Source organism: Streptomyces sp. NBC_01267 (assembly GCF_036241575.1).
In the GTDB taxonomy this organism is placed as follows: domain Bacteria; phylum Actinomycetota; class Actinomycetes; order Streptomycetales; family Streptomycetaceae; genus Streptomyces.
Window position 1 is genome coordinate 2,487,137 of the sequence record NZ_CP108455.1, and the last position, 13,859, is coordinate 2,500,995.

General features: G+C 70.0%; 12 protein-coding genes. 10 read left to right on the forward strand and 2 right to left on the reverse strand.

The features are described 5' to 3' along the window. Window positions 1-22: 22 nt before the first annotated feature. Both OG709_RS11390 and OG709_RS11395 read right to left on the reverse strand, forming a co-directional pair. Window positions 23-262 carry a hypothetical protein gene (locus tag OG709_RS11390; RefSeq protein WP_250298458.1) on the reverse strand — a complete coding sequence of 80 codons (240 nt, stop codon included), beginning with the start codon at window positions 260-262 and terminating at the stop codon, window positions 23-25. 319 nt (window positions 263-581) lie between these two features. Continuing rightward, complete coding sequence (locus OG709_RS11395; protein WP_250298459.1) at window positions 582-1,118, reverse strand: HNH endonuclease; 537 nt, start codon at window positions 1,116-1,118, stop codon at window positions 582-584. A gap of 241 nt (window positions 1,119-1,359) precedes the next feature. Between OG709_RS11395 and OG709_RS11400 the strand changes: the two genes are divergently transcribed. From OG709_RS11400 to OG709_RS11445, 10 genes are all read left to right on the forward strand, one after another. After that, window positions 1,360-2,427, forward strand: coding sequence for a mechanosensitive ion channel family protein (locus OG709_RS11400; protein WP_250298460.1), 1,068 nt, complete (start codon window positions 1,360-1,362; stop codon window positions 2,425-2,427). Between the two features lie 212 nt (window positions 2,428-2,639). Then, window positions 2,640-3,848 carry an ROK family transcriptional regulator gene (locus OG709_RS11405; protein WP_266643162.1) on the forward strand — a complete coding sequence of 403 codons (1,209 nt, stop codon included), beginning with the start codon at window positions 2,640-2,642 and terminating at the stop codon, window positions 3,846-3,848. 138 nt (window positions 3,849-3,986) lie between these two features. Continuing rightward, the gene (locus OG709_RS11410; RefSeq protein ID WP_266643160.1) at window positions 3,987-5,321 is read left to right on the forward strand and encodes an ABC transporter substrate-binding protein; all 1,335 of its coding nucleotides are present in this window, start codon (window positions 3,987-3,989) and stop codon (window positions 5,319-5,321) included. A 7-nt stretch (window positions 5,322-5,328) separates the two neighbouring features. Further along, on the forward strand, window positions 5,329-6,270 hold the full coding sequence (locus OG709_RS11415; protein WP_266643158.1) for a carbohydrate ABC transporter permease: 942 nt from the start codon (window positions 5,329-5,331) through the stop codon (window positions 6,268-6,270). Window positions 6,271-6,275: 5 nt separating this feature from the next. Then, window positions 6,276-7,178: a carbohydrate ABC transporter permease gene (locus OG709_RS11420; RefSeq protein WP_250298464.1), complete on the forward strand. Its 903-nt coding sequence runs from the start codon at window positions 6,276-6,278 to the stop codon at window positions 7,176-7,178. Window positions 7,179-7,183: 5 nt separating this feature from the next. Further along, entirely contained in the window at window positions 7,184-8,449 is a 1,266-nt protein-coding gene (locus OG709_RS11425) for a 6-phospho-beta-glucosidase (protein ID WP_250298465.1), read from the forward strand. Continuing rightward, window positions 8,440-9,456: an N-acetylglucosamine kinase gene (locus OG709_RS11430; protein ID WP_266643156.1), complete on the forward strand. Its 1,017-nt coding sequence runs from the start codon at window positions 8,440-8,442 to the stop codon at window positions 9,454-9,456. The genes OG709_RS11425 and OG709_RS11430 overlap by 10 nt, the downstream gene beginning before the upstream one ends. 332 nt (window positions 9,457-9,788) lie before the next feature. Further along, a complete protein-coding gene (locus tag OG709_RS11435) occupies window positions 9,789-11,219 on the forward strand; it encodes a hypothetical protein (RefSeq protein ID WP_406115198.1) in 1,431 nt (476 codons plus the stop codon). 122 nt (window positions 11,220-11,341) lie between these two features. Continuing rightward, on the forward strand, window positions 11,342-12,289 hold the full coding sequence (locus OG709_RS11440; RefSeq protein ID WP_266643155.1) for a glutamate ABC transporter substrate-binding protein: 948 nt from the start codon (window positions 11,342-11,344) through the stop codon (window positions 12,287-12,289). 210 nt (window positions 12,290-12,499) lie between these two features. Further along, window positions 12,500-13,852, forward strand: coding sequence for a hypothetical protein (locus OG709_RS11445; RefSeq protein ID WP_326694893.1), 1,353 nt, complete (start codon window positions 12,500-12,502; stop codon window positions 13,850-13,852). The last annotated feature ends 7 nt before the right edge of the window (window positions 13,853-13,859 follow it).

The following is a 13,859-nucleotide window of genomic DNA, read 5'->3' on the forward strand; positions in this document are numbered from 1 at the left end:
ACTCCCCGTTCAGGCTCCGGCTTCAGATTCCGGCAGCCGTTCCGTATGCGGTGGGCTCACTGGTCAGCGGGGTGGCGTCGGCGAGCGGCGGCTCGCTGGTGAGGGGGGCGACGTCGGAGAGGGGTGGTTCGCTCGTCAGGGGCAGTTCCATGGAGCTGGTGCTCGCGTCGGGGTCGGACATCTGGACCGGCAGGAGCTCCGGAACAGTCTCCGTGACGGGTTTGCACAGGGCCGAGAGCAGAAGCTGCGCTGAAGCGACCACAAGAATCTCCGTAAGGTCGGCTGATGGGTCGGAATCAGGCCCCTACCCAGCAGGCGCGACCCCATCCGTACACGTCTCACCAACGTGTGCTGGGTCACATTCCATTCCCCGGCACCGGAATTGTCCACACCGCCAGAGGTCAGGGCAATTCCGGCACACCGGCCACACGCGTGGACACTTCTTCGGCCGTGCGGGGTGTTCGGACATGCAGATATGCGGATATGCGCGAGCGCCGGGTGACGGAGGCGCTGTCACCCGGCCGCGGCGAAGGCCCGGCCCGGCAGCCCCGCCGACCCCCCACCGGCCCCCCGTCGGCCTCTCAGGCCGAGACGCCGTCGATCCGGGCCAGCGCGTCGTCCGCGCCGAAGGGCTGCAGGTACGGCAGCCAGCGCGGGTCCCGGTGCCCGGTCCCGATGATGCGCCAGGCGAGCCCGCTCGGCGGGGCGGGCTGGTGACGCAGCCGCCAGCCCAGTTCCAGCAGGTGACGGTCGGCCTTGACGTGGTTGCACCGGCGGCACGCGGCCACCACATTGTCCCAGCGGTGCTGCCCGCCGCGACTGCGCGGAATGACATGGTCGACGCTGGTTGCGACGCCACCGCAGTACATGCAGCGCCCGCCGTCACGGGCGAAGAGCGCACGGCGGGTGAGCGGGACGGGACCCCGGTACGGGACCCGGACGAACCGCTTCAGCCGTACGACGCTGGGCGCGGGAACGATGCAGGTGGCACTGTGCATGAAGGCGCCGGATTCCTCCAGGGAGACTGCCTTGTTCTCCAGGACGAGGACGAGCGCGCGACGGAGCGGTACGACGCCGAGGGGCTCGTACGACGCGTTGAGGACCAGGACATGCGGCACGGTGGATGCCTCCTTGTACGCCGGCGGCGCGTGGCTCGCGCCGGGACGATCTGCTCTCAGTCTCTCCTCCTGCCTGGTCGAAGCGCCACCAACGCCAGGTAACGGGCTCGGAGTGTTTTCGCCCACGGACCGGGGCTCCGCCGGGTGGGATACCTCTCTCCGTCGCGCAGGGCGGCGGCCTCACCGCGATGCGCCGTTAGTGTGGAGGTTCTGCCCGCTTCCCTGGAGGTTCCTGCCCGTGATGCCCGTGACCTGGTCACTAGCTGCGGGGGACAGCTCTCGGCCCGATACGGCCGACACCCTCGGCGACGCCCAGAAGACCGCCACCAATGCCGCCGACTGGGTGCAGCAGAACTGGGCCACCTGGCTCTCGGTGGGTCTGCGCATCGTGCTGATCCTCGTCATCGCCGTGGTGCTGCGCGTCGTCATACGGCGAATGCTCACCCGGCTGATAGAGCACATGAACCGCAGCGCGACGGCCGTCGAGGGCACCGCGCTCGGCGGTCTCCTGGTGAACGCGGAGCGCCGCCGCCAGCGGTCCGAGGCCATCGGTTCGGTGCTGCGCTCGGTGGCCTCGTTCGTCATCCTGGGCACCGCCGCCCTGATGGTGCTCTCCACGCTGAAGATCGACCTGGCGCCACTGCTGGCGTCGGCCGGGGTGGCGGGTGTCGCGATCGGCTTCGGCGCGCGCAATCTCGTCACCGACTTCCTCTCCGGCGTCTTCATGATCATGGAGGACCAGTACGGCGTCGGGGACACCATCGACGCGGGAGTGGCCTCCGGCGAGGTCATCGAGGTCGGCCTGCGGGTGACCAAGCTGCGCGGCGAGAACGGCGCGATCTGGTACGTGCGCAACGGTGAGATCAAGCGGATCGGCAACCTCAGCCAGGGCTGGGCCACCGCCGCCGTGGACGTCCACGTCAAGCCGACCGAGGATCTGGAGCGGCTGCGCGAGGTGCTCGGCGAGGTCGGGCAGGAACTCGCCAAGTCCGAGCCGTGGAACGAACAGCTCTGGGGCCCGGTCGAGATCCTGGGCCTGGACTCCGTGCTCCTCGACTCGATGGTCATCCGGGTCTCGGCCCGGACGATGCCGGGCAAGGCCGTGGGTGTCGAGCGCGAACTGCGCTGGCGGCTGAAGGTCGCCCTGGACGCTGCGGGCATCCACGTGGTGGGCAGCCCGGTCGCGGCCGACCCGGAGGAAGCGGCCGACCCGTCCGCCGCCATGTCGGCGCCTTCGGCACTGGCCAGTCCGACCTCCCCGCAGTCGCTCGCCGCGTCGCCCATTCCGCCGCAACAACTGTCGAAGTAGCCCGGTCGGACGCCCTGTCGGCGTCCACCGTTCACTCTCCGTACACAGGAGCGCCCCACGGGACACGTGGGGCGCTCATTTCGGTTGCCCAGGTAACGCTTTGGTTGCCGGACCGGGACAGACCATTGACGACCGGCTGACCTGCGGCCTACGTTCCTCACACCGAATTGGAAAGTTTCCTAACAGTGGCGTGAGGGGCAGGTGCGTACGGCATGGCCGGTGGAACGACTCCGGGGACTCCGCGGGTTCTTCGGGCGATGAACGACCGCGCGGCCCTCGACCTGCTGCTGGAGCACGGGCCGCTGTCCCGCACCAGGATCGGCAAACTGACCGGGCTCTCCAAGCCGACGGCCTCCCAGCTGCTCGCGCGCCTCGAAGCCGCCGGGCTCGTCGTGGCCACCGGGACCAGCGAGGGCCGTCCGGGTCCCAGCGCCCAGCTCTACGCGGTCAACGCCCGGTCCGCCCACGCGGCCGGGATCGACGTCAATCCGCAGCGCATCCGGGCCGCCGTCGCCGACATCTCCGGCCGGACCGTGGGCGAGTTCCGGCTGGTGACCCCGGGCCGGCGCGGCGCCGGAGTCGTCCGGCAGGTGACCGACGCGCTGGACGGCGCCGCGAAGGCGGCCGGTCTGGTGCGGGCCGACGTACGGCGGGTGGTGGTGGGCACCCCGGGCGCCTTCGACCCCAACACCGGGCAGCTGCGGTACGCCTCCCATCTGCCCGGCTGGCACTCCCCCACCCTGCTCGACGAGCTGGCAGCCGCGTTGCCGATGCCCGTGGAGTACGAGAACGACGTCAATCTGGCGGCCATCGCCGAGCAGCGCCTCGGCGCCGCACGGGGGCACGACGACTTCGTCCTGCTGTGGAACGAGGAGGGTGTCGGCGCGGCCGTCGTCCTCGGCGGCCGGCTGCACCGGGGATTCACCGGCGGCGCGGGCGAGGTCGGTTTCATGCCGGTGCCCGGCGCTCCGCTGGTGCGCCAGGTGACCAAGGTCAACGCCGGTGGGTTCCAGGAGCTCGCGGGGTCCCAGGCGCTGGCCCGGCTGGCCGGTGAACTCGGCATCGAGAACATCGGGCCCGGCTCGCACACCGAGGTGGCGGGCCGGTTGATCACCGAGGCCGCAGCGGCCGAGGAGGGGCCGTACCGGCGGCTCCTCGAAGTCTTCGCCACGGCGGTCGCCACCGGACTCGCCTCGCTGGTGGCCGTGCTCGACCCCGAACTGCTGGTTCTCTCCGGCGACCTGATGGTGGCCGGCGGGGAGCCGCTGCGCGCACTCGTCCAGAGCGAACTCGCCGAACTCGCCGCCTCACGGCCCCGGCTCGTCCTCGGTTCCGTACGGGAGAAGCCCGTCCTGCGCGGCGCGCTGGAGAGTGCGCTCGCCACCACCCGCGACGACGTCTTCGACACCTCGTCCCACTGACCTCCGCACCGCACCACCCGCATCACACACCCGCGCCGCACCACCCGCACACCGCACCACCGCGCACCACCCGCCCGCACCACTCAGCCCGTCCCGCACCCCCGCTCAGCCCCAGATCCGCCAGAGGGAGATTCCGTCATGCCCAGAAACCGCCGACTGGCCGCGGCTGCCGTCGCTGCCGCGTCCATGTCCCTGCTCGCCTCGGCCTGTACGGGCCAGAGTTCGGGAGGCGCCACCGACGACGCGAACGCCAAGACCACCATCACCTTCTGGCACGGCTGGAACGCCGCCAGCGAAGTGAAGGCGATGCAGGCGGACGTCGACCGCTTCGAGAAGGTGCACCCGAACATCAAGGTCAAGGTCGTCGGCAACATGACCGACGACAAGATCAACCAGGCGCTGCGCGGCGGCGGTTCGAACGCGCCGGACGTCGTCTCCTCCTTCACCACCGACAACGTCGGGAAGTTCTGCTCGTCGGGCGCCTTCGCGGATCTGAAGCCGTTCCTCGACAAGTCGAAGATCGACGTCGGCGCCACCTTCTCCAAGCCGCTCCTGGACTACACGCAGTTCGACGGCACGCGCTGCACGCTGCCGCTGCTGAGCGACGCGTACGCGCTGTACTACAACAAGGACGCGTTCGAGAAGGCCGGCATCACCGAACCGCCCACGACGTGGGACGAGTTCGACAAGGACGCCGTCACGCTGACGAAGTCCAAGGGCGACTCGTACCAGCAGCTCGGCTTCATGCCGACCTTCCACGGATACGAGTCGACCCCCAGCCACCTGGTCGCGCAGTGGAGCCCCACCTACTTCGACAAGGCGGGCAAGTCCAACGTCGCCGCGGACCCCGCGTTCGCGAAGATGTTCGCCTGGCAGCAGGACCTGGTGAAGAAGCTCGGCGGGTTCGACAAGCTGGAGAAGTTCCGGGCCACGTTCGGTAACGAGTGGGGCGCCAAGCATCCCTTCCAGACCGGTCAGGTCGCCATGCAGGTCGACGGGGAGTGGCGGCTGGGCATGGCCCAGGACGCCAAGTCGAAGGTGAACATCGGCGTCGCGCCGCTGCCCGTCCCCGCGGACCAGAAGGACAGCTACGGCAAGGGCTACATCACCGGCACGGTCGTCGGGATCGCCTCGACCAGCAAGAAGCAGAACGCCTCCTGGGAGTTCGTGAAGTACATCACCACGGACACCGACGCGGTCGTGGACTTCGCCAACGACATCCACAACGTCCCGTCCACACTGGCCGCCCTCAAGTCGCCGAAGCTGAAGTTCGACCCACGCCTGAAGACCTTCCTGGACATCGCGCAGGACCCGCACTCGAACACCACGCCCGCCTCGATCAACGGCGGTACCTACCAGGTGACGCTCCAGGGCTTCGGATACGCCTTCGAGTCCGGCAAGTCGAAGGATCTGAAGGGCGGTCTGGAGAAGACCGCGTCGCAGATCGACAAGGACATCGAGAAGGCGAAGTAACCTCGCCATGACCACGTACACCCCGCGATCGAAGCGCCGCCGCGCGGCGCTCCGGACGGCGGCCTTCATGTCGCCCTGGCTCATCGGGTTCTGCGTCTTCTTCGTGTACCCGCTGGTCTCGACCGTCTACTTCTCGTTCACGGACTACGACGGCTTCAAACCGCCCACCTTCAACGGTCTGCAGAACTGGACCTACGTCTTCACGAACTATCCGGACTTCTGGCCCGCGATGCGCAACACCCTCTGGCTGGTGATCGTGATGGTCGCCTGCCGGGTGGTCTTCGGTCTCGGCATCGGGATGCTGATCACGAAGATCAAGACGGGAGCGGGGGTCTTCCGGACGCTCTTCTACCTGCCGTACCTGGCGCCACCGGTCGCCGCCACCCTCGCCTTCGTCTTCCTGCTCAACCCGGGTACCGGGCCGGTCAATTCGATCCTCGGCGACATCGGGCTGCCGACGCCCGGCTGGTTCACCGACTCCACCTGGTCGAAGCCCGCGCTCACCATGCTCGCGGTGTGGGGCATCGGCGACCTGATGGTGATCTTCATGGCCGCGCTCCTCGACGTACCGAAGGAGCAGTACGAGGCGGCGGAGCTGGACGGCGCCTCGGCGACCCAGCGCTTCCGGTTCGTGACGCTGCCGAACATCTCGCCGATCATCATGTTCGCGGTGGTCACCGGGATCATCCAGGCGATGCAGTACTACACCCAGCCACTGGTGGCGGGGAAGGTCGCCTCCGGAATCATCGGCGGCAGCGGGCAGCAGTTCCAGCCGGGCTTCCCCGACAACTCCACGCTGACCCTGCCGCAGCTCGTGTACACGCTCGGCTTCCAGCGCTTCGACTACGGCTCCGCGTGCGTGGTCGCGCTCGTCCTCTTCGCCCTGGCCATGGCTTTCACCGCACTGCTGATGCGGCGCCGCAGCGGACTCGTACAGGCAGGTGACTGACCGTCATGACACAGCTCACCACCCACGTCACCGACAACCCGTCGATCCGTGTCCAGGCCGACGAGGCCGAGCGGACCGCACGCCGCAAGACGCTGCTGCACTGGATCGCCGTGCACGCCCTGGGCGTGGCCGCAGCGCTCTTCTTCGTGCTGCCGTTCGTCTTCGTGATCCTGACCTCGCTGATGAGCGACCAGCAGACACTCACCCGCGACCTGTGGCCGCACACCTTCGAGTGGTCCAACTACCGCAAGGTCTTCGACACCCCGGGCTTCTTGACCTGGTGGCGGAACACCCTGCTGTACGCGGGACTCGGCACCGTACTGACCGTGGTGTCGTCGTTGCCCGTGGCGTACGCGCTCGCCAAGTTCCGCTTCCGCGGGCGGCATCTGTCGCTGATGCTCGTCATCTCGATGATGATGCTGCCGCCGCAGGTCGTCATCATCCCGATGTATCTGTTCTGGGCGAAGCAGCTGGACCTGTCCGGCACGCTCTGGCCGCTGATCATCCCGATGGCGTTCGGCGACGCGTTCTCCATCTTCCTGCTGCGGCAGTTCCTGCTGACGATCCCGAACGAGTACATCGACGCGGCCAAGGTCGACGGCTGCGGTGAGTTCCGCACGCTGCTCAAGGTCATCGTCCCGATGGCCAAGCCGGGGATCGCCGCCGTCGCGCTGTTCCAGTTCTTCTACGCCTGGAACGACTACTTCGGCCCGCAGATCTACACCTCGGAGAACTCGGCCGCCTGGACGCTGTCCTACGGCCTGGATTCCTTCAAGGGCGCACACCAGACCGACTGGAATCTGACCATGGCCGCGACCGTACTGGTCATGGCCCCCGTGATCCTCGTCTTCTTCTTCGCACAGAAGGCCTTTGTCGAGGGCGTCACACTGACCGGAGTGAAGGGTTAGCTGAAATGAAGCTCGCAGTAGTGGGGGGCGGTTCCACCTACACCCCCGAACTCATCGATGGCTTCGCGCGGTTGAGGGACACGCTGCCGATCAGCGAGCTGGTGCTCGTGGACCCCGCGGCCGACCGTCTGGAACTGGTGGGCGGTCTCGCCCGGCGGATCTTCGCCAAGCAGGGTCACCCGGGCGTCATCACGACGACCTCGGACCTGGACGCGGGCGTCGCGGACGCCGACGCGGTCCTGCTCCAGCTGCGCGTCGGCGGCCAGGCGGCCCGCCAGCGGGACGAGACCTGGCCGCTGGAGTGCGGCTGCATCGGGCAGGAGACGACCGGGGCCGGCGGCCTCGCCAAGGCGCTGCGCACGGTGCCGGTCGTGCTCGACATCGCCGAGCGCGTACGGCGCACCAACCCGAACGCCTGGATCATCGACTTCACCAACCCGGTGGGCATCGTCACCCGGGCGCTGCTCCAGGCCGGGCACAAGGCCGTCGGGCTCTGCAACGTCGCCATCGGATTCCAGCGGAAGTTCGCCGCCCAGCTCGACGTCGCGCCGTCCGACGTGTTCCTCAACCATGTCGGGCTCAACCACCTGACCTGGGAACTCGGCGTCCGGCTCGGCGGTCCCGAGGGCGCGGACGTGCTGCCGAAGCTGCTCGCCGAGCACGGCGACGCGATCGCCGACGACCTGCATCTGCCGCGCTCGGTCGTGGACCGGCTCGGCGTGGTGCCCTCGTACTACCTGCGCTACTTCTACGCGCACGACGAGGTCGTACGGGAGCTGCGCACCAAGCCGTCGCGGGCCGCCGAGGTGGCCGCGATGGAGAAGGAACTGCTCACCATGTACGGCGACCCGGCGCTGGACGAGAAGCCCGCGCTGCTCGCCAAGCGGGGCGGCGCGTTCTACTCCGAGGCGGCCGTGGACCTGGCGTCCTCGCTGCTCGGCGCGGGGGGCTCCCGGTACCAGGTGGTCAACACGTACAACAACGGCACGCTGCCGTTCCTCCCCGACGACGCCGTGATCGAGGTCCAGGCGACGGTGGACGGGAACGGCGCCACGCCGCTGGCCGTGCCGGCGCTCGACCCGCTGTACGCCGGTCTGATCGCCAACGTCACGGCGTACGAGGACCTCGCCCTGGAAGCCGCGCTGCGCGGCGGCCGGGACCGGGTCTTCCGGGCCCTGCTCGCGCACCCGCTGATCGGGCAGTACGCGTACGCCGACGAGCTGACGGACCAGCTCGTCGCGCACAACCGGGAGCACCTCGCGTGGGCGTGACAGCAAGTGTGCTGGCGATCGATGCCGGCAACAGCAAGACGGACGTGGCCGTCATCGCGGCGGACGGCACCGTCCTGGGCAGGGGGCGGGCCGGTGGCTTCCAGCCGCCGGTGGTCGGGATCGACGCGGCGATCGACGTCCTGGCGACCGCGGTCGACGCGGCGGTCAGGGAAGCCGGGGCCGGGGCGGCGCCCGGCGGGGTCGGAGGCGCAGCGGGCTCCGCTGCGGCGCCGGTCGCGTCGTTCGTCTCCGCCTGTCTGGCCAATGCGGATCTCCCGGTCGAGGAGCGGGAGTTGGCCGAGGCCATCGAGGCGCGGGGCTGGGGTCCCGTGGTGGATGTGCGCAACGACACCTTCGCCATACTGCGGGCGGGCGTGGACGAGCCGCTCGGGGTGGCCGTGGTGTGCGGCGCGGGCATCAACTGCGTCGGCATGACGCCCGACGGACGGACCGCGCGTTTCCCCGCGATCGGCCGGATATCCGGCGACTGGGGCGGCGGCGGGGGCCTGGCCGAGGAGGCGCTGTGGCATGCGGCGCGGGCCGAGGACGGGCGCGGCGTGCCGACCGAGCTGGAGAGGGCCGTACCCGCGCATTTCGGGCTGCCGACGATGTACGCGGTGATCGAGGCGCTGCATCTGGGCCGCATCCCGGGCGAGCGCAAGCACGAGCTGACCCCGGTGCTCTTCGCGACCGCGGCGGCCGGTGACGCGGTCGCGCGCTCGGTGGTCGAGCGGCAGGCGGAGGAGGTCGTCGCGCTCGCCGTGGTGGCGCTCGACCGGCTCGGCCTGCTCGACGCGGAGGTACCCGTGCTGCTCGGCGGGAGCGTACTGGCGGCGCGGCACCCGCAGTTGGACGACGTCGTCCGGCGCCTGCTGGCCGAGCGGGCGCCGAAGGCGGTCCCGCGGGTGGTGACGGCGTCGCCGGTGCTGGGCGCGGCCCTGCTGGGGCTGGACCGGGTCGGGGCGCCTGCCGAGTCCCATGCGCGGCTTCGGGCGCAGTACGCCTGAGGTTCGGGCCCCGTGCGGCTGCGGTTCCGGGCGCAGTGCGCCTGATCAGGGAGTGAAGGGAGTTGCGTTCCGTGTAGTGAGGGAGCGCAACCCCCTTTCCGTGCGCCCCTGATGCGCAGGTGAACCACCGATTCATGCGCCTCGAACGGGAACCGAATTGATCCCCGCGACGTATTCATGGTGGGGATACAGCGGGGGCGGGCGACAGGTCGTACAAGATCGTGTCAATCCCGGTGTGGATGTCGCTCCCTGCGGCCATACTTGCTGGCCGGGCACTCGTCTTCCGACGCCGGGGAAGACGGGCAACCGTCCGTGACCGAGGGGGAGGTCAAGTGGTACACCCGCCGAACGGGGGCACGGCGCAGGGTTCACCGCCCGCGCAGCCGCCCCCCGCCGTGGCGCCCGCGCGGATTCCCGCGCCCGCGCCACCCGTGCAGCCGCCCCCGGCGGCGCACCGCAGTGCGGTGTCCGGGGCCCGGGACCGGCTGCGTGCTGCGGCGACGACCGAGCCCGGCCGACTGTGGATCATGGGAACGCTGGTGGCCGTGCTGGTCGTGGCGTTCGGAGCGGTGACCGCGTTCGAGATCTCCGACCGTGCGGCAGCCGCCGACGACGTGGTCAGCCACAGCCAGCCACTGAGTGCGGACGCGGCGAGCATCTACCGCTCACTGGCCGACGCGGACACGGCAGCGGCGAGTGGCTTCCTCGCGGGCATGCAGGAGCCCGCGGACGTGCACGCGCGGTACGACAAGGACATCGCCACGGCATCACGGCTGCTGGTGAAGGCCGCGGCAAACACGGACAGTTCGACCGAGTCCGGCCGCCAGATCGCGCAGATCAACGAACAGCTTCCGCGCTACACCGGCCTGATCGAGCGCGCCCGCGCGAGCAACCGCCAGGGGCTGCCGCTCGGCGGCGCCTACCTGCGGTACGCCAACCAGCAGATGAACACGCTGCTGCTGCCCGCCGCCGAGAAGCTCTACGAGGCGGAGACCGGGCGGCTGTACGAGGACTACGACTCCGCTTCGGCCTGGCCGTACTTCTCCACCGCGCTGGGGATCCTGGCGCTGGCCGGCCTGTTCTACGTGCAGCGGCGCAACTTCCTGCGTACCAACCGCGTGTTCAACCACGGCCTGGTGGCCGCCTCGGCCGCGTCCGTCGTCGTCCTCCTCTGGATGGTCGTCGGCCACGTGGTCGCCGGAGCCGATCTGCGGACCTCCAGGGCGCACGGCCAGGAGTCGCTGAAGGTGCTCAACGACGCGCGCATCAGCTCGCTCAAGGCGCGGTCCAACGAGAACCTCACCCTGGTGTCGCGCGGCTCCGTACTGACCAAGGACGGCAAGCACGACCAGTACGAGTACGACTTCACCAAGGAGATGGCCTCCCTGGTCAGCGGGCTCGACAAGGCGAAGAGCCTGGCGAAGGACGACACCGCGGGCGAGCTCCCGGTGCAGCGCGCGGTGACCGCCGTCACCACCTGGAAGACGCGCCACGCCACGGCGCGCAGCACGGACGACGCCGGGAACTACGAGGCCGCGCTGCCGCAGGTCATCGGCAGGACCGGGTCGACCGGCCAGTCCTTCGACCAGGTGGACCGGGCCCTGGAGCAGGCGCTCGGCCATGAACAGCAGGAATTCACCCGGGCCGCCACGAACGGGCGTGGCGCGCTGGCCGGGCTCCCGGTGGGCGCGGCGGTACTGGCCGTGCTGGGTGCCGCCGCCGCGGGGCTCGGCATCAGCCGCAGGCTTTCGGAGTACAGGTGAGGAGGCGCAGCGTGCCGAGTTCGCTGGATTCTTCCGGGGGGCGTCCCCCGGCCGCCCTGCCGGGCCCCTCGCCGGACGCCGCACGGACCGTCAGGCTCCGTGGCTGGGGCGGTGTCACCGCGATGGCCGCGGCCTGTGCGCTGACCGCCGCCGCGGCGCTGATCCCGCTCACGCTGGGGGGCACCGACTCCGGTGGCACCGCGCTGGGCGGCCAGGGTGTGGCGTCGGCCTCGCCCGCCAAGGCCGACACCTGCACCGACCCGGAGGCCAGCCTCCCGCCGTCCAGCGCGGACGGCCCCACGATCGACAAGATCAAGAAGGCGGACCGGCTGGTCGTCGGTGTCGATCAGAACAGCTACCGCTGGGGCTACCGCAATCCCGCGACCCGCACCCTGGAGGGCTTCGACATCAGCCTCGTCAAGGCCATCGCGAAGAACCTGCTGGGCAGCGAGGACAAGGTCACCTACCGCGCCATCCCGACCAACCAGCGGATCGAGGCGCTGCAGGAGGGCAAGGTCGACATCGTGGTGAGGACGATGACGATCAACTGCGAGCGGAGCAAGCAAGTGGCCTTCTCCACCGCGTACTTCCAGGCCGGACAGCAGGTACTGGCGCCCAAGAACTCCACGATCACCGGGTACAACGACACCCTCAAGGGCAAGAAGATCTGTACGGCCACCGGTTCGACGGCGTACGACGCGCTGAAGAACAAGTCGTACGGCGCGATATTCGAGGACACGCCGACCGAGCAGCGCACCGTGCCCAACCAACTGGACTGCCTGGTCCAGCTCCAGCTGGGCCTGGTCGACGCGGTGGTGACGGACAACGCCCTCGCGGCGGGCCAGGCGGCGCAGGACCCGGCCGTCGGTCTGCGGGGCGCCCCCTTCACCACCGAGTACTACGGCGTGGCGACGAAGATCGGCAATAACGACCTGGTGCGCCGCATCAACCAGGTGCTGGTGGACTACCGCGCGGGTGGGGACAACAGCGAGTGGATGAAGGCGTACGACAAGTGGTTGTCGGCCGACATGAAGGGGATCAAGGGTCCGCCGGCACCCAAGTACCGATAGGGCAGCGGGGGTAGGACGGTTGGTGGCCCTGCCCGGACCCGGTAGAACTGAACACCGGTAGAACTGGACACCGGCGGATCCGGACACCGGCAGAACCTGCGCGGGCCGGACCGGGTACCGGCAGATCGTGGTACCGGCAGAGCGTGGGACCGGCAGGACTTGAGACCGTAGGCAGCTGAGGCTGAGGACAGCGGAGCGGAGAGGTGATCGATGGGCGTCGCGGGTTCCGTCCCCGGTCCTGGCTGGCCGGGGAGCGCCTCCGGGCCGGTGATGGACCGGGACGAGGTGGACCGTGCGCTGACACGGCTCGCCGCCGAACACGAGGCGATCGAGACCTCGCTGCTCGCCCTGCAGGACCACGCGGGGCGCAGGCTCCTCGAAGGCGCCGCGCTGACCGGGTTCACCAAGGACCGCTGGGCCGCCACCGAGCAGTCCATCACGGTGCTCTGGGCGTACTTCGACGCGTACGCGGCAGCTCTGGAGGACGCCAGGGCGCTGCGTTCACGGCGGCGTTGGCCGGGCCGCGAGGAGCTGACCGAGCTCACCGAAGTGCTGCGCGGCCGGAGCGTCACCCTCCCCAGCGCCGCCACGCACACGGCCCCGACGTATCCCGCCCTGTCGATCACCGGACCCGCCAGGCTCACCGAGCGCTTCTCGCTCGAAGAGCTGGTGACCCGGATGAACGAGCTGTACGCCCAGGCGCTGGACATGGTGGTCGCGTCGGACGCCGTGTGGTCGGCGCTGCCCGCCCGGATAGACCTGCTCGCCGCGGAGCTGGCCCGTACCCGCTCGCTGGCGCACTCCGTGGGCGTACGCCCGGGGGAACACCCGGCGGGCGACGACCTGGAGTCGATCACCCAGGAACTGGCCACGCTCCGGGCCGAGGTGATCTCCGATCCGCTGGCCTACTGGCGTGCCGCCCAGGGCAGTTCGGCGCCGGGCGGCGGACGCCCGGACACCGAGCGGTACGACCGGGCCGCCCGCGCGCTGGAGGATATCCGCCGCGAGATCGACGCGGTGCTCACGGTGCGCCAGGATGCCGAGCAGCGGCTGCTGCACCTGCGGGACCTGCTGACGCGTGCCGACCGTACGCTGGCCGAGGCCAGGGTGGCCCGCGGTGAGGTGCTCGCGAAGATCGCCGCGTCCGAGGTGCCCGCGGTGAGCGGACCGTCGACGGTGCTCCAGGAGCAGTTGCGGGCCGCCGCCGAGTACCGCAGGCACGCACAGTGGCACCGGCTCTCGCCGCTCCTGGAGTCCCTGGAGCGGGAGGCCGAGGACGAACTGCTGCGCGCCCGTGAGTCGTTGTCGGCGGTCACCGCGCCGCTCGCGGTCCGTGCGGAGCTGCGCGGCCGACTGGACGCGTACCGGGCGAAGGTCTCCCGGCACGGGATGGCGGAGGATCCGCTGCTGATCGAGCGGTACGACGCGGCCCGCAGAATGCTGTGGAGCGCGCCGTGCGATCTGCGCGTCGCCGAGCAGGCGGTGCTGCGCTACCAGCAGGCCACGGCGGAGGTCCTGGTCCCGGGACAGTCCGGGCCCGCCGACCACAGGGGGAACGCGTGAGGTGTCC